At 68.4% G+C, this 15283-nt stretch carries 14 protein-coding genes; 8 read left to right on the top strand and 6 right to left on the bottom strand.

The genetic code is table 11. The features are described from left to right. Window position 1 precedes the first annotated feature (1 nt). The 4 genes from nrdE to BLR68_RS02410 all read left to right on the top strand — a co-directional run bounded on the left by nrdE (window position 2) and on the right by BLR68_RS02410 (window position 7058). Window positions 2–2134, top strand: coding sequence for a class 1b ribonucleoside-diphosphate reductase subunit alpha (gene nrdE, locus BLR68_RS02425; protein WP_018188437.1), 2133 nt, complete (start codon window positions 2–4; stop codon window positions 2132–2134). A gap of 30 nt (window positions 2135–2164) precedes the next feature. Continuing rightward, window positions 2165–3142, top strand: coding sequence for a class 1b ribonucleoside-diphosphate reductase subunit beta (nrdF, locus tag BLR68_RS02420; protein WP_018188436.1), 978 nt, complete (start codon window positions 2165–2167; stop codon window positions 3140–3142). A gap of 490 nt (window positions 3143–3632) precedes the next feature. Beyond that, window positions 3633–4916 carry an MFS transporter gene (locus BLR68_RS02415; protein ID WP_018188435.1) on the top strand — a complete coding sequence of 428 codons (1284 nt, stop codon included), beginning with the start codon at window positions 3633–3635 and terminating at the stop codon, window positions 4914–4916. A gap of 33 nt (window positions 4917–4949) precedes the next feature. Then, the gene (locus BLR68_RS02410) at window positions 4950–7058 is read left to right on the top strand and encodes an acyltransferase family protein (protein WP_256335297.1); all 2109 of its coding nucleotides are present in this window, start codon (window positions 4950–4952) and stop codon (window positions 7056–7058) included. A gap of 22 nt (window positions 7059–7080) precedes the next feature. On the opposite strand, the gene BLR68_RS02405 is transcribed toward BLR68_RS02410, so the two are convergent. Both BLR68_RS02405 and BLR68_RS02400 read right to left on the bottom strand, forming a co-directional pair. Further along, the gene (locus tag BLR68_RS02405) at window positions 7081–7566 is read right to left on the bottom strand and encodes a hypothetical protein (RefSeq protein WP_018188433.1); all 486 of its coding nucleotides are present in this window, start codon (window positions 7564–7566) and stop codon (window positions 7081–7083) included. Further along, a complete protein-coding gene (locus BLR68_RS02400) occupies window positions 7566–8819 on the bottom strand; it encodes a hypothetical protein (protein ID WP_018188432.1) in 1254 nt (417 codons plus the stop codon). Before BLR68_RS02400 ends, BLR68_RS02405 begins: the two co-directional genes overlap by 1 nt. 145 nt (window positions 8820–8964) lie before the next feature. Between BLR68_RS02400 and BLR68_RS02395 the strand changes: the two genes are divergently transcribed. The 3 genes from BLR68_RS02395 to BLR68_RS02385 are packed head-to-tail and all read left to right on the top strand — an operon-like array spanning window position 8965 to window position 10306. Next, on the top strand, window positions 8965–9390 hold the full coding sequence (locus tag BLR68_RS02395; RefSeq protein WP_026303000.1) for a MarR family winged helix-turn-helix transcriptional regulator: 426 nt from the start codon (window positions 8965–8967) through the stop codon (window positions 9388–9390). Further along, window positions 9387–9809, top strand: coding sequence for a DoxX family protein (locus BLR68_RS02390; RefSeq protein ID WP_018188430.1), 423 nt, complete (start codon window positions 9387–9389; stop codon window positions 9807–9809). The genes BLR68_RS02395 and BLR68_RS02390 overlap by 4 nt, the downstream gene beginning before the upstream one ends. 35 nt (window positions 9810–9844) lie before the next feature. After that, window positions 9845–10306 carry a DUF3817 domain-containing protein gene (locus BLR68_RS02385; RefSeq protein WP_018188429.1) on the top strand — a complete coding sequence of 154 codons (462 nt, stop codon included), beginning with the start codon at window positions 9845–9847 and terminating at the stop codon, window positions 10304–10306. A 3-nt stretch (window positions 10307–10309) separates the two neighbouring features. Here the strand turns inward: BLR68_RS02385 and BLR68_RS02380 are convergent, their stop codons facing one another. Continuing rightward, window positions 10310–11440 (bottom strand): class I SAM-dependent methyltransferase, encoded by a 1131-nt coding sequence (locus tag BLR68_RS02380; RefSeq protein ID WP_018188428.1) that lies wholly within the window; start codon window positions 11438–11440, stop codon window positions 10310–10312. A gap of 54 nt (window positions 11441–11494) precedes the next feature. On the opposite strand from BLR68_RS02380, the gene BLR68_RS02375 reads away from it, so the two are divergent. Further along, window positions 11495–11875 carry a DoxX family protein gene (locus tag BLR68_RS02375; RefSeq protein ID WP_026302998.1) on the top strand — a complete coding sequence of 127 codons (381 nt, stop codon included), beginning with the start codon at window positions 11495–11497 and terminating at the stop codon, window positions 11873–11875. A 65-nt stretch (window positions 11876–11940) separates the two neighbouring features. Here BLR68_RS02375 and BLR68_RS02370 read toward each other — a convergent pair whose 3' ends face one another. The 3 genes from BLR68_RS02370 to BLR68_RS02360 form a co-directional block, all read right to left on the bottom strand. Then, window positions 11941–13209, bottom strand: coding sequence for a sugar ABC transporter permease (locus BLR68_RS02370; RefSeq protein WP_018188426.1), 1269 nt, complete (start codon window positions 13207–13209; stop codon window positions 11941–11943). Next, a complete protein-coding gene (locus BLR68_RS02365; protein WP_018188425.1) occupies window positions 13206–13994 on the bottom strand; it encodes an ATP-binding cassette domain-containing protein in 789 nt (262 codons plus the stop codon). The genes BLR68_RS02370 and BLR68_RS02365 overlap by 4 nt, the downstream gene beginning before the upstream one ends. 87 nt (window positions 13995–14081) lie before the next feature. Beyond that, window positions 14082–15170 carry a sugar ABC transporter substrate-binding protein gene (locus BLR68_RS02360; protein WP_018188424.1) on the bottom strand — a complete coding sequence of 363 codons (1089 nt, stop codon included), beginning with the start codon at window positions 15168–15170 and terminating at the stop codon, window positions 14082–14084. Between the last annotated feature and the right edge of the window lie 113 nt (window positions 15171–15283).

The following is a 15283-nucleotide window of genomic DNA, read 5'->3' as shown; positions in this document are numbered from 1 at the left end:
TATGGCCTTCAAGACGGAGGCTCGCTTCGAGGGCATGGATTACCACGCCCTCAACGCGATGCTCAACCTGTACGGCGAGGACGGGAAGATCCAGTTCGACGCCGACAAGCGTGCCGCGCGGGAGTACTTCCTGCAGCACGTCAACCAGAACACGGTGTTCTTCCACTCCCTCAAGGAGAAGCTCGACTACCTCGTCGAGAAGGAGTACTACGAGGGCGCCGTCATCGAGGCGTACCCGTTCGAGTTCATCCAGCAGATCCACGACCGTGCGTACGCGGCGAAGTTCCGCTTCGACACGTTCCTCGGCGCGTTCAAGTACTACACGAGCTACACGCTGAAGACCTTCGACGGCAAGCGCTACCTCGAGCGCTTCGAGGACCGCGTCGTCATGACCGCCCTGGCGCTCGCCGCGGGTGACCAGGACCTCGCGAACAAGCTCGTCGACGAGATCCTCTCGGGCCGCTTCCAGCCCGCCACCCCCACCTTCCTCAACGCCGGCAAGGCTCAGCGCGGCGAGCTCGTCTCCTGCTTCCTCCTGCGCATCGAAGACAACATGGAGTCGATCGCCCGCGGCATCAACTCCGCCCTCCAGCTCTCCAAGCGCGGCGGCGGCGTCGCCCTGCTCCTCTCGAACATCCGCGAGGCGGGCGCCCCGATCAAGCAGATCGAGAACCAGTCGTCGGGCATCATCCCCGTCATGAAGCTGCTCGAAGACAGCTTCAGCTACGCGAACCAGCTCGGTGCGCGTCAGGGCGCCGGCGCCGTGTACCTCTCGGCCCACCACCCCGACATCATGAAGTTCCTCGACACCAAGCGCGAGAACGCGGACGAGAAGATCCGCATCAAGACGCTGTCGCTGGGTGTCGTCGTCCCCGACATCACGTTCGAGCTCGCGAAGAACGACGAGGACATGTACCTGTTCTCGCCGTACGACGTCGAGAAGGTCTACGGCGTGCCCTTCGGTGACATCTCCGTCACCGAGAAGTACCGCGAGATGGTCGACGACGCGCGCATCAAGAAGACGAAGATCAAGGCGCGCGAGTTCTTCCAGACCCTCGCCGAGATCCAGTTCGAGTCGGGCTACCCGTACATCATGTTCGAGGACACGGTGAACAAGGCCAACCCGATCAAGGGTCGGATCAACATGTCCAACCTGTGCTCGGAGATCCTCCAGGTCAACACGCCGACGACGTTCAACGAGGACCTCTCGTACGACCAGATCGGCAAGGACATCTCCTGCAACCTGGGCTCGATGAACATCGCCCTGGCGATGGACGGCCGCAACCTCGCCGGCACGGTCGAGACCAGCATCCGCGCCCTCAGCGCGGTCAGCGACCAGAGCCACATCCGCTCGGTCCGTTCCATCGAGGACGGCAACGACAAGTCGCACGCCATCGGCCTCGGCCAGATGAACCTGCACGGATACCTCGCCCGCGAGCACGTCCACTACGGCTCGGAGGAGGGTGTCGACTTCACGAACATCTACTTCTACACCGTGCTGTTCCACGCACTGCAGGCCTCGAACAAGATCGCTATCGAGCGCGGCAAGGTCTTCGACGGCTTCTGGGACTCGACCTACGCCTCCGGTGAGTTCTTCGACAAGTACACCGAGCAGGAGTGGAAGCCGGCGACCGCCCGCGTCGAGGAGCTCTTCGAGGGCATCCACATCCCGACGCAGGAGGACTGGCTCGAGCTGAAGGCATCCGTCCAGAAGCACGGCATCTACAACCAGAACCTCCAGGCCGTCCCGCCGACCGGCTCGATCTCGTACATCAACAACTCGACGAGCTCGATCCACCCGATCGCGTCGAAGATCGAGATCCGCAAGGAAGGCAAGATCGGCCGCGTGTACTACCCGGCTCCGTTCATGACGAACGAGAACCTCGAGTACTACGAAGACGCGTACGAGATCGGCTACGAGAAGGTCATCGACACCTACGCCGCCGCCACCCAGCACGTCGACCAGGGCCTGTCGCTGACGCTGTTCTTCAAGGACACCGCCACCACCCGCGACATCAACCGGGCTCAGATCTACGCCTGGCGCAAGGGCATCAAGACGATCTACTACATTCGCCTCCGTCAGATGGCGCTCGAGGGCACCGACATGGCCGAGTGCGTCTCGTGCATGCTCTGATCCGGTCCGAGATTCGATAGAGGAAAAGACATGACCCCCGAACCCCTCAAGCTCCTCGGCTCGGTCCAGGCGATCAACTGGAACCGCATCCAGGACGACAAGGACCTCGAGGTGTGGAACCGCCTCGTCAACAACTTCTGGCTCCCCGAGAAGGTGCCGCTGTCCAACGACATCCAGTCGTGGGCGACGCTCACCCCCGAAGAACGCCAGACGACGATGCGCGTCTTCACCGGTCTGACGCTCCTGGACACCATCCAGGGCACCGTCGGCGCCGTCTCGCTCATCCCCGATGCGATCACCCCGCACGAGGAGGCCGTCTACACGAACATCGCGTTCATGGAGTCGGTGCACGCGAAGAGCTACTCGTCGATCTTCTCGACGCTCGCCTCGACGCCCGAGATCGACGACGCGTTCCGCTGGTCCACCGAGAACGAGAACCTTCAGAAGAAGGCTCGCATCGTCATGGACTACTACCGCGGCGATGAGCCCCTCAAGCGCAAGGTCGCCTCGACGCTGCTCGAGTCGTTCCTCTTCTACTCGGGGTTCTACCTGCCGCTGTACTGGTCGTCGAAGGCCAAGCTGACGAACACGGCCGACATCATCCGCCTCATCATCCGTGACGAGGCCGTGCACGGCTACTACATCGGCTACAAGTTCCAGCGCGGACTCGAGACGCTCGGCCAGGCCGAGCGCGACGAGCTCAAGGACTACACGTTCTCGCTGCTCTACGAGCTCTACGACAACGAGGTGCACTACACGCAGGACCTCTACGACGGCATCGGTCAGACCGAGGACGTCAAGAAGTTCCTGCACTACAACGCGAACAAGGCGCTCATGAACCTCGGCTACGAGGCCATGTTCCCGGCCAGCGTCACCAACGTGAACCCGGCGATCCTGTCGGCGCTCTCGCCGAACGCGGACGAGAACCACGACTTCTTCAGCGGGTCGGGTTCGTCCTACGTCATCGGCAAGGCCGTCGCCACCGAGGACGACGACTGGGACTTCTGAGCCCCTGACGAAGACCCCCGGCACTGCTCGTACGAGCGGATGCCGGGGGTCTTCGTTCGTGCACGCGCCCGGTGACGGATGCAAGGGGTTCCTCGCGACACGCCGGGAGCGGGGCAGCGTACGACGGGGTGTCGTCTCGGATCCCTTGCATCGACTCGCGGTCGCGGCCCTGGGGCCTGCACCGACGCTGAAAGACCCCCGACCCGTTCTCGCGAACGATCGCCGGGGGTCTTTCGCTGTCCCGGTCGACGGCGCACGCTGCCCGTTGCGTGCGGAGCGTTCCGGGATCCCGATGCCGGCTCGGAGCGAGCGCGGACGTCGGGGACGCACGGTGCTCGCTCATCCCCTCAGTGAGCTTCACGATCAACGCGAGATGCGGCCCCCAAGCCGCAGTGAGCACCTCGCCATCTCCTCCTTCGGAGCGGACGGCGGATCGGATCGGAGGCGAGTCGATCGTCCCGCGGCGTCGTCGCCTCTACGGTGGGGCATTGTGATCCCCACCCGCTCGCGCGCCGGCCTCTTCGGTCTGCCTGCGACGTTCTTCGGGTTCGTGGCGGCGGTCGCGTTCTCCGACATCGGCGACTCGTTCCGAGTCCTCGCCCTCGACCTCTGGTATTTCGAGCTCACGGCGGGTCGGGAGGGCGCCCGCCTGACGCTTCTGCTCGCGACGGTACTCCCGGCCCTGTTCCTCGCTCCCGTCGCGGGCGCGGTGGCCGACCGGTTCGATCTGCGCACCGTCTTCATCGTCACCACCGCACTGCGCGGCATCCTGAGCTTCGGGCTGGCTGCCGCCGCTGCGGCCGGGGGACCCGGCATCCACTCGACGGTCCTGGTCGCGGCCGCCGCGATCGCCGGGGTCTTCTTCGCCTCGTCGGCGTTCGTCTTCGTCCCGCGGCTCGTGCAACGAGACATGCTTCCCCGAGCCAACGGCATCCTCGAATCGACGACGTGGGCGCTCGCGAGCGTCGGACCAGCCCTCGGCGCCGGTGCGTACGCCATGTGGGGGCCGGCGCCGTCGTTCGCCGTGGACGGCGTCTCCTTCCTCGTCACCGCAGCACTGTTCGCGCGCATCCTCCCGAAGACGACGGATGCCGAGTCGTCGACGCCCGCACGGCGGCGGGCCCGCATCCGGCTCGGCGTCGATGCGCTGGCGTCGACCGTCCGCGGCATCCCACCCGCCGCCCGTTACCTCGCCGGCCACCGCTTCGCGCTGGGACTGCTGCTCGCCTCGTACGGTGTGACGATCACTGCGGGGACGAACGCGTACGCGCTCATCTTCCTCGTGTCGGACGACCTACGGCTACCGAGCGAGGTCCTGGGTCTCGTCCTCTCGTGGAACGGCATCGTGGCGGTCATCGCAGCGCTGACGGTCGGGTTCGTCGTCCGGCGGTCGCGGATGCCGCTGGTCTTCGTGGTCTGCCTGGCACTGTTCGCCGTCGCCCAGGTCGTGATGGGGGCCGCGCCGAACGTGACGGTGCTCCTCGTCGGCGTCGCCCTGAGTGCCCTCGTCAACGCGCCATACAACATCGCGGTCACGACCCTGTTCCAGACGTCGATCGACGACCAGTTCCTCGGGCGGGTCGAGGGTCTCGACACGGCCGTCGAGAGCCTGCTGCGCATCGCGGTGCTGCTCGGCGCGGCCGCCGTGGTGACGCTCTGGGGAGCGCGCGCCGCCGTCATCGCCTCGGCCGGGGTCGCCATGATCCTCCTCGTGGCCGGCGTCCTGCTCATGGCGCGACGCCGAGCGGCCGCCACCGACGCCGGCCGCCGGTGAGGCCGGGCGGCGCATTCCGCTTAGACTCGCGTGGTGACTCAGCTCGTCGACGCCCCGGGTGGGCCCCGTAACGCACCGCCCGCATCGTCGCCGGAAGCACCGCGCCACCGCGTCCGGGCGGACATCCAAGGCCTCCGCGCCATCGCGGTCGCCTCCGTCGTGGTCTACCACTTCTGGCCCTCCCTCCTCCCCGGTGGCTTCACGGGTGTCGACGTGTTCTTCGTCGTCTCGGGGTTCCTGATCACCGGGCAGATCCTGCGCGACGTCGACCGTCACCGCCCCCTCCGCTTCGCCGCCAGGTTCTGGGCCGCCCGCGTCCGACGGATCATGCCGGCCGCACTCCTTGTGCTCGGATTCGTGCTCGTCGCCTCGTGGTTCATCGTTCCTGCCTCCCAGTGGCCCGAGATCGGTCGGCACGTCCTCGCGTCGGCCCTCTCGATCGAGAACTGGGTCCTTGCCGGTGACGCGGTCGACTACGGCGCGGAAGGCGCCGCGCCGAGCCCCGTCCAGCACTTCTGGTCGCTGTCGGTCGAGGAGCAGTTCTACCTCGTCTGGCCGGTGCTGCTCCTGCTCGCCACCCTGTTCGCGCGGCGCTTCGGTCCGATCGGTCGCCTGGGACGCCGGAGCGTCGTGGGAATCGTCATGGGTCTCGTCCTGGTGGCGAGCCTCTGCTTCTCGTTCATCTTCACGAACGTCGATCCCGGCGCCGCGTACTTCGTCACGCCGACCCGGATGTGGCAGCTCGCCGCCGGCGGTCTCGTCGCCCTGGTCGCCGTACGAGGCATCCGCTTCGCTCCGTGGGTCGGTGTCGCCCTGATCGGGGTCGGGTTCTTCGTCCTGAACGTGGACATGCCCTACCCGGGCATCGCCGCGATGATCCCGACGGTCGGCGCCTGCCTCGTGCTGCTCGGGGGGCCTGACGGACGATTCTCGTTCGACCGCGCCGTGAGCGCCCGACCGATCCAGCACCTCGGCGACATCTCCTACTCGGTCTACCTGTGGCACTGGCCGCTGCTGATCATCGTCCCGATCGCGCTCGGACACGAGCTGAGCATCCTCGAGGCCTTCGGTCTGCTCGCCATCATCCTCGTGGTGTCGGAAGCGAGTTACCGCTTCATCGAGCAGCCGTTCCGACGTGGATGGCTGCTGCGGACGTCTCCTCGAAGCCTCGCGCTCGGAACCGTCGCGGTTCTCATCATCGTCGCCGGCGCCGTCAGGTTCGACGCCAGCGGGCAGGCTCGCATCGAGGCCGCCGCTGCGGAGTTCGAGCAGACCGTCGCCTCCGCCGACGAATGCTTCGGTGCCGCCGCGCTCGACAACAAATGCGGTGATCCCTTCGCCCCGGTCGACGAGGCCGCAGCACTCGCCGGCAACAACGACCTGCCGATCGCCTCACGCAAGCCGCGCTGCTCTGACGACACCGGCCCGTTCAGCGAGGTCGTCTGCCACTACGGCGATCCGAACGGAGCCCGCACGGTGCTGCTGTGGGGCAACTCCCACGCGTCGGCGTGGAGCGACGCGATCGACGCCGCGGGAAAGCGCCTCAAGTGGAACGTCATCGTGGCGTCGCGCTCCGGTTGCCCGGCGACGCTGGGCACCCCGCCGCCGAACGAGATCCGCAAGACGTCCCAGGAAGAACAGAAGGGGTGCGCCGAGCGCAACGAGTGGGTCGTCTCGACCCTCGCCCCGAAGGTCGACCTCGTCGTCATGTCCGACCTCCGCGCCGGCTACGCCGACGGTGCTCGCAGCGTCGACGGTTTCGTCGAGGCGATCACGCGCGTGCGGGAGGCCGGCGCCACGGTGGTCTGGCTCGGCGACGTCCCGCTGACCGACGGGATCACCACCCGACGCGACGGCCCCGAGTGCCTCGAACTCAACGGCCAGTGCTCGAACCCCGTCAGCAAGGCGCTCGTCGCCCGCAGCGTCACCGACGAGGTCGCCAAGCGCGTACCGGACCTCCTCACGATCGATCCGACGGACCGGTTCTGCGATGACCAGCGCTGCTACTCCGCCGTGGGCGGGGTGTCGGTGTACTTCGACGGGCTTCACCTGAGCGGGACGTACTCGCGCACCCTCGGCCCCTGGCTCGCCCGCGAGCTGAAGGCCTGCGCACAGGGCGCATCCTCCTGCCCCGCGCTCTGACGCCCTCCAGGGCGTGAGCGCCTCAGCGCTCGACGCGGCCGCAGGAGGACACGGCGAGGATGTCGAGCGCCACCGGCGCATCGGCAGCGAGCTCGGTGATGTCCACGGACACGCCCGATCCCGCACGGTTGAGGCGCACGGTGGCGAGATCGACGTCGATCCCGACGGGCTCGACGGCCCAGCCGTCGCCGAGTGCGGTGGGCAGGTCCGCGATGACGGATGCCGCGTCCGCGGCGCCTGGCAGCGTCACCTGCCCCTGGATCGTCGCGAAGGCGGTCCCGCGGGGGCCGTCGACCGTGGCCGAGCCCGTTCCGCAGGGCGTTGAAGTCGGGTCGCCCGACGCCGTGTACGTCGACCCCGTCGGCATCGCGGCCACGACCTCGGTCACCGCCTCCTCGGACTGCGCGCGCACCGCGTCGAAGGACGGGCCTGCGGCGGGGGCGCATGCCGTGAGGCTGAGGGCCAAGGTTCCGACCAGCACCGTTGCTGCGACGGACCGGGCGGGCATCAGCCGCTGCTCTCGTCGGCGAGGGAGGTGAGGAGCAGTCGCACGTCCTTCAACACCGTCCCGTTCGCCGACCCGTCGCCGCTGAAGAGGCGGTTGTGAAGCGTGAGGCCCTCGGCGAGCATCGCGGTGACGGTGCCGGTCGGCTTCTCGGAGAATCCCGGGTCGACGATCGTGATGCCGGGGAACTCCTCGGGGCCGATGCCGTAGCCGATGTCGCCCATCTGGAATCCGGCGTAGTAGCGGTTGATGTCGTCCTTGGCCTGCGTGGCGTAATAAGCCGTTCCGGGCATTGTCGTGTACCCGTCTGTGGCGCCGACTCCCGCGGCGAGGAACCGGGCGGTGAATCGTGCCCCGGCCATCTCGGCGGCGCTTCCGACCTGGGACCCGGCGCTGTGCTCGTAGCTCAGCGTCGGAAGTCCGGGGAAAGCGGCGTCGATTCCCTTCACGATGCGAGCGTAGTCCGCCCCCGCCGCGGTGGCGATCGTGTTGTTCTGCGGGCCCGAAGCGAGATCGACCGAGATCTGCGGCATGGGTGCCGCGAGGACGGTGAAGGCGAGGATCGGCGCCGAAGGATCGGCGTGCTGGACCTGCCAGTTCGCGAAGGACGTGACGGGGTCGTCGTTCATGAACGTCGCGATCGACGCATTGGTCCCCGGCACGACGAAGAGGATGCCGGTGGCCGCCGCCGGATCCCCCGCCATCTCGACGATCGAGCCCCGGACCGGGTTGTACAAGTAGAGCTGGACGAGGCCGAGGGCGACTTTCGTGAGATACGCACGTTCGCGTTCCAGCGCGTCGAGGTCGCCGGCGGAGGGCGCGTCCTCGTGCGTCACGAGTCCGGCCAGGAGGACGTCGAGTCGTCCCAGGCGTTCCCGGGCTCCGACACGGTTGGCGGCGACACGGACCTCGGCGGGCAGCCCGTCGAGCGCGCCGATGAGATCCGGGACGTCGTGGATGAGCTGTGCGCGCGTGGCGAGGGTGAGGCCGCCCCACCAGGCCGAGGCGACGGTCGGCGCGGTGGAGTCGAGGATGCTCTGCAGGGCAGCGGGGGAGTGGGCGACCTCCGCCGTCAACTGCGCGTGCGAGAGGGTGGCGATGTCATCGAGGGTGAGCCGATGGGCGGAGCTCGCCAGGGCGGCGCGGACCTGCGGGACCGATCGCTCGTCGTCGGCGGAGGGGGCGTGCGAGCCGAGAGCGAACACCATCGCGGCTGCGGCGAGCGCAGCCGTCGGCAGATGGATCGCGCGAAGCATACCGCTGATGATACGGGCGCGCGGGATCTCACATGTTTCGCAGATGAGAACTCGTTCATCTCTTCCGTCCTGGCCGGAAAATCGCTACCGAATCGCGGTGGCGCGGATGCTGACCGCGACGCGGCGTGACTCATAGACTTCTGCCGTGGCAGATACCCCCGCAGAGGATGCACCGCGCTTCAGTCCCGTCATCGCGCTCCTCGCCGTTTCTGCCTCGTGGGAGGCCCAATTGGCGGCAGAACTGCGTGATCTCGGGATCTCGACGCGCAAGTTCGGCCTGCTCGGTCACATCGGCGCGGAGCCCGGGATCTCCTTCTCGGAACTCGCCCGCAGATCCCGCATCACGGTGCAGTCGGCTCATGCCGCCGTCCACGCCCTCGTCGACGACGGGCTGGTCGCCGACGCGACGGCGCAGGCCGGAGCGGCGAGCGACCTGAGCGTCACCGAGCGTGGGGCTGAGGTCCTGCGGGACGCGCAGGACCGTCTGGAGCGGCTCGACGAGTCACTCTCGCACTCGTTGCCGCGGGTGGCCGAATCGCTCGGCGGCATCCGAGCGGGTGTGATCGAGTGAGCGCGCGGGCCGCGACGATCCGTCGACGCGAGGGCGCGCTGCGGAGCATCGCCCGCGTCGGCCTCGCGGTCCTGTTGACGGCCGCCGGCGTCGCGCACCTGACGGTGCTCCGGCGCGGGTTCCGAATCGCCGTTCCGGACTGGGCGACGCGCCTGTTCCGGACCGACAAGGACACGATCGTCGTCGTATCCGGTGTCGTGGAGGCGGGGTTGGGGGTCGCCCTCATCGCGCTGCCGCGTGAGCGGCGCCGCGTGGGTCTGGCCGTCGCGGCCCTGTTCGTCGCCGTGTTCCCCGGCAACGTCCATCACTGGCGATCGGGTCGCGACGTGCCGGCAATGGACTCCGACGCCAAACGCTTCGCCCGGCTGTTCTTCCAACCGGTGCTCGTGCTGTGGGCGCTGTGGGCCACGCGGCGATGACGCGACCGACGCCCTCCTTCAGGTAGGCTGAAGGAGTGTTCCGCACCCCTCTCTCGATCTTTCGCATCCTCGCCATCGCCGAGGTGTTCTCCTGGACCCTCCTCATCGCCGCCCTCATCGTCCGTGCGGTGGGAGGTCCTGCCGTCGCCGTCACGATCGGCGGCGGCATCCACGGCTTCGTCTTCCTGTCATACGGCGCGACCGCCATCCTCGTCGCTCTCAACAACCGGTGGAGCCTCGGCACCTCGGTGCTCGCGGTTGGTTCGGCCGTCATCCCGTACGCGACGCTCCCCGTCGAGAGGTGGCTGCACCGCACCGGCCGCCTCGACGGTGCGTGGCGGCTCGAGGAGACCTCGGACCCCCGCGACCGGCGGCCGATCGACCGCCTGCTGCGCTGGTTCCTGCGCCACGCCGGCATCCTGGTCGCCCTCATCGTGGTGGCGGTGGTCGCCCTCTACGTCATCCTGCTGCTCGTCGGTCCTCCCGGAGGACGGTGAGCGTCACCGACGCGTCGACACCGTCACGGTGAACTTCGCGTCGCGCGCGACCTGACGGGTAGGCCCGACGAGGCGCTCGAGATCACCCCGGTACCGCATCCCCGAGTTCCAGACGCACCACAGCTCACCGCCCGGACGCAGCACCCGTGCCGCGTCCGCGAACAGGCGGAACGCGAGCCGCTCGGTCAGCGCCGCCCCGCTGTGGAACGGCGGGTTGAGGGCGATGAACGACGCGGATGCCGCGGGCCGGCCCGCGAGCAGGTCATCGCGGGCGACCTCGACCCGGCCCTCGACACCGTTCGCGGCGGCCGTCGCGCGTGCCGAGGCGACCGCCGCGTCGGACTGGTCCGAGGCGTAGACGTATGCCGCCGGATGCCGCGTCGCGAGGTGCGCGGCGACCGCACCCGTCCCGCACGCCATGTCGATGAGCGGGTCCTCCGGCGATCCGCCGGCAGGGTCCTCCGGCAGATGTGCGATCAGGAGCCGCGTGCCGTTGTCGAGCCGTGCCCCGGCGAACGCACCACCGAAGGCGCGGATCTCGAGGTCGCCCTCGCGTCCCGCCGCCGGTGCGGGCTCGTGGCCCGCGCGTGGGTCGCGGGCGATCAGGACGCGTGACTTCTGCCTGGCGTGCGAGACATCGATCCGTCCGAAGTGCTCGCCGAGCACGTCGTTCATCGCGAGGGTCATGTGCTTGAGGCGGCCGCCGGCCACGACGACGACGTCGGGGGAGGCGTGCGCGGCGACGAGCGCGGCGACGTCGCGGAGGGCGTCGAGCGCGCGGGGCAGGCGGAGGAGCACGACCCGGGCGTCGCTGACGGCGTCGGCGTCGAGACCGACGACCCGGATGCGATCGCTCAGCCCGAGCTCCTCGGCGTTCCGGGAGATCGCCCGCTCACCGGCCAGCGCATCCTGGTGCACACGGACGTTCCGCGCGCCGTCGTGCGCGGCCGCCAGGGCGAGAGCGCCGTGGGTGTCGCCGATCGCGACGATCGACCTGGCCGGTGCGTCGGCGCGGAGGCCGGCAGATTCATCCAGGATGAGGCGGTCGGCGGCATCCGATGCCACCAGGTCGGGACCTTCGACGTCGGGGCGACGGGAGAGCCGGTCGAAGGGGAACGGGGTGGGGCTCGGCACCTCACCAGCGTAGGCGAGGGCGCCGCCGGCGCCCGGCGGGGGGATACTCGGAGGATGAAGACAATCGCTCGCTGGGCTCTCGCCGGCGCCATGGTGTTCGCCGGACTCAGCCACCTGTTCTGGGCGCGCAAGGAGTTCCAGGCGCAGGTACCCGACCTCGTGACCGACACCCTCCCGATCGACAAGGACGGCGTCGTCGTCGCCTCCGGGGCCGTCGAGATGATGCTCGGCGCCGCGCTCGTGGTCCTCCCGAAGGAGCGGCGCCGCATCGGCGTCATCCTCGCCGCCTTCTTCGTCGCGATCTTCCCCGGCAACCTCGACCAGGCGCTCAAGAAGCGCGACGGTTTCCGGCTGGACAGCGACACCGCGCGCTGGCGTCGCCTGCTGTTCCAGCCTGTGCTCGTCGCCTGGGCGCTCTGGTCCACGCGCGACTGATCCGGCCGCGAACGACGATGCCCTCGACCGGTGAACGGTCGAGGGCATCGTTTCGTGCCGAGGGGTCAGGTGCGCATCCCGCCCGTCCGCAGCCGCGACAGCGCGTCGACGGTGGCGGCGAGGATCAGGACGCCACCCGTGACGAGGAGGTTGAACCCCGCGTCGAGCTGCAGGAGCCCCAGTCCGTTGATGATGACCGCGATGACGAGAGCGCCGATCGCTGCGTGGATGAGGCGTCCTCGACCACCGAACAGACTCACGCCGCCGACGACGGCCGCCGCCACGCCCGAGAGGACGATGTCGCGACCGACGGCACCGTCGACCGAGCCGACGCGCGCCTGGTTGAACAGCAGTGACACGACGGCGAGGCCCGAGGCGGCGACGAAGCACCACCACTTCACCCACCGCACCTTGATGCCGGCGCGGCGAGCAGCCTCGGCATTGCCGCCGATGGCGTAGACGTACCGGCCGAACCGGGTGCGGTCGAGGACGAACGTGCCGATGAAGAGGATCGTCAGCACCACCGGGACGATGATCGGCACGCCCTCGATCGGGATGATCGACTGCGACCGGTTGAGGTTCAGCACGAAAACGGCCACTCCGCCGAGGATCGCGAGCACGGCGAGCTTGGCCCACACGAGGGCGATCGGACGGTTGGGCACGCCGGCGCGGGTGCGGCGTCGGCGATCCCAGTACGACAGGCCGCCCGAGATCAGCAGCATGACCAGCAGCATCACCCAGCCGCCCCAGACGGGCAGGCGTCCGTTCTGCAGCGCCAGCAGCTCCGGCGCCTCGATCGGGTAGAGACCGCCGGCACCGATGATGAGCAGGGCGAGGCCCTGGTAGCCGAGGAACAGACCGAGGGTCACGACGAATGACGGGATGCCGATCCTCGCCACGAGGAATCCGATCAGCGCTCCGGTGGCCAGGCCCACCACGAACCCGATCGCCAGGGCGGGCGGCCACGGGATGTCGAATTTCACGTTCAGAACGACGAACGAGGCGACGCCGACTCCGCCGGTGACACCCGCCGACAGGTCGATCTCGCCGAGCAAGAGGACGAACACGAGCGCCATGCCGAGCACGACGAGGGATGCCGCCTGGCTCATCAGGTTCGCGAAGTTGATGGGGGTGAAGAAGTACTGGCTCAGCGTGCTGAACAGGATGACCAGCAGGATGAGGCCACCGACGGCGGGAAGGGCGCCCATCTCGCCGCCGCGCACGCGCTGGAGCCACGCCTTGATCTGGTCGCCGACGCCCCCTTCGACGCCGCTGCCGATGAGGTCGCTCACGACGGGGTCGGGTGCCGCCGCGGTCCGGGTGCTGGTGCTCATGCGTCGCCTCCGACGGGGATGGTGGATGTGCCCACGAGCTGAACGCCCGGCGGGATCTTGGTTCCGGTGATGTAGCCGACGATCTCGTCGCGGGTCGACTCGGCCGTCGGGACCTGGGCGACCATCTGGCCGAGGTACAGCACGGCGATGTCGTCGGCGACGGCGAAGACATCAGCCAGGTTGTGGCTGATGAGGACCACGGCGACGCCCTGATCGGCGAGGCGCCGGACCAGGTTCAGCACCTGCTCCGTCTGCGCGACGCCGAGGGCGGCGGTGGGTTCGTCGAGGATGACGACGCGCGCCTTCTTGAGGACGGCACGTGCGATCGCGACCGTCTGACGCTGACCTCCGGAGAGGCTCGACACCTTCTGCCGGACGCTCTTGACGGTGCGCACCGACAGGGATCGCAGCGTGTCCGAGGCGTCCTTCTCCATGCGGCCTTCGTCGAACGTGCCCCCGATGACCTCTTCGCGTCCGAGGAACATATTCTGGACGATGTCGAGGTTGTCGCAGAGGGCGAGGTCCTGATAGACCACTTCGATGCCCAGGGCGCCTGCTTCGCGGGGGGTCCGGAGCGACTGCTCCTGACCGTCGACGAGGATCTCGCCGGTGTCGTAGGGCTGCACGCCGGCGAGGCCCTTGATGAGGGTGGACTTTCCGGCGCCGTTGTCGCCGACGAGGGCGGTCACCATGCCGGGTCGGACCGTGAGGTCGACGCCTTTGAGGACGCTGACCGGTCCGAAGGACTTCGTGACGCGGCGGAGTTCGATGATGGGTTCGCTCATGCGGGTTCTCCAGGGAGGTCGAGGGGTGTCGCGCAGACAGAGGGGAGTGGGGATGCCGAGGATCGCGGCATCCCCACTCCCGTCAGATCACTCGACGCCGAATTCGGTGCACTTGTCGGCGAGGCTGACGCCGGCGATCTCGCCGGTGCAGACGTCCGAGGCGGAGGCGTCACCGGCGGCGACGACGTCCTTGACCTTGTCGGGGCCGACGAGCTGCGGCGTGACCGAGATGTACGGCGTGCCGTCGTCGAGCTTCTGGTCGGCCGTCGGCGTCGACCCGTTCAAGAGGTCCGTTGCGACCTTGATGGCGGCCTCGGCCTCGTCCTTGACGGGCTTGTAGACGGTGGCCGTCTGCCATCCGGTCAGGATGTTGCGCAGGCCCTCCACGTTGGCGTCCTGGCCCGAGACGGCGACACCCTTGAGGTCGCGGTCCTGGAGCACCTTGATGACGCCGTCGGCGTTGGTGTCGTTGGCGGCCCAGACGCCGTCGACCTTGCCGCCGTTCGCGGTCAGTGCCTGCTCGAAGTTGGTCTGGGTCTTCGCGCCGTCCCAGACTCCCGGGGGCTCGGCGACCGGCTTGATGCCCGCCGCTTCCATGACCTCCTTCGCGCCCTTGAGGAACATCGCGGCGTTGCCGTCGGTCGGGTCGCCGCCCATGTAGAAGACGGCGGCCGTCTTCGGGTCCTTGTTCGCGGCCTTGAGGCCGTCGAGGACGGTCTGCCCCTCGAGCTTGCCGACCTCGACGTTGTCGAAGGAGACGTAGTAGTCCGCGCCCTTGAAGGGGCGGTCGTACGCGATGACGGGGATGCCCTGAGCCTTCGCCTTGGTGGCGACGCCGACGGCGGCGCCGTTGTAGTCGACGAGCATCATGACGCCGCAGCCCTTGGTGAGCTGTTGGTCGGCGATCGTCGTGTACTTCGACGTGTCACCACCGGCGTTCTGGATGTCGACCTCGAAGCCGGCGCCCGTGAGCCCCTCTTCCAGGTACTTGCGGTCGAAGTTCTCCCACCGGGGCGACGACGCGGCGTCGGGAAGGATGACGCAGGCGCGCCCGGCTTCAGCGGGAGCCGCGCCACCGCTCGAACCGGCGGGCGCCGGGGTGCTCGTGCTGGAACAGCCGGCGAGCAGGAGTGCAGCGGCCCCGAGGGCTGCGGCAACGGACAGGGACTTCTTCATCGTTCGCCTTTCGACAGTGAAATCGAGCGAGCGCGACATCGCGCTTGACGATGATCTTGATGTGTTCACGAAATGAAGTCAAGATGTGAACATAACGCTTTCGTCACCGTCGA

This window comes from Microbacterium sp. 77mftsu3.1, assembly GCF_900100525.1.
Classification (GTDB): domain Bacteria; phylum Actinomycetota; class Actinomycetes; order Actinomycetales; family Microbacteriaceae; genus Microbacterium; species Microbacterium aquilitoris.
Note: the sequence above shows the minus strand (reverse complement) of the source record. Positions and strands in the feature narration are given on the sequence as shown.

Bases quoted from the DNA above. Each gene is read 5' to 3' on its own strand.
- nrdE (WP_018188437.1), top strand. From the start codon at position 2: ATGGCCTTCAAGACGGAGGCTCGCTTCGAGGGCATGGATTACCACGCC.
- nrdF (WP_018188436.1), top strand. From the start codon at position 2,165: ATGACCCCCGAACCCCTCAAGCTCCTCGGCTCGGTCCAGGCGATCAAC.
- BLR68_RS02405 (WP_018188433.1), bottom strand. From the start codon at position 7,566: ATGCCCGCCCGGTCCGTCGCAGCAACGGTGCTGGTCGGAACCTTGGCC.
- BLR68_RS02400 (WP_018188432.1), bottom strand. From the start codon at position 8,819: ATGCTTCGCGCGATCCATCTGCCGACGGCTGCGCTCGCCGCAGCCGCG.
- BLR68_RS02375 (WP_026302998.1), top strand. From the start codon at position 11,495: ATGAAGACAATCGCTCGCTGGGCTCTCGCCGGCGCCATGGTGTTCGCC.
- BLR68_RS02370 (WP_018188426.1), bottom strand. From the start codon at position 13,209: ATGAGCACCAGCACCCGGACCGCGGCGGCACCCGACCCCGTCGTGAGC.
- BLR68_RS02365 (WP_018188425.1), bottom strand. From the start codon at position 13,994: ATGAGCGAACCCATCATCGAACTCCGCCGCGTCACGAAGTCCTTCGGA.
- BLR68_RS02360 (WP_018188424.1), bottom strand. From the start codon at position 15,170: ATGAAGAAGTCCCTGTCCGTTGCCGCAGCCCTCGGGGCCGCTGCACTC.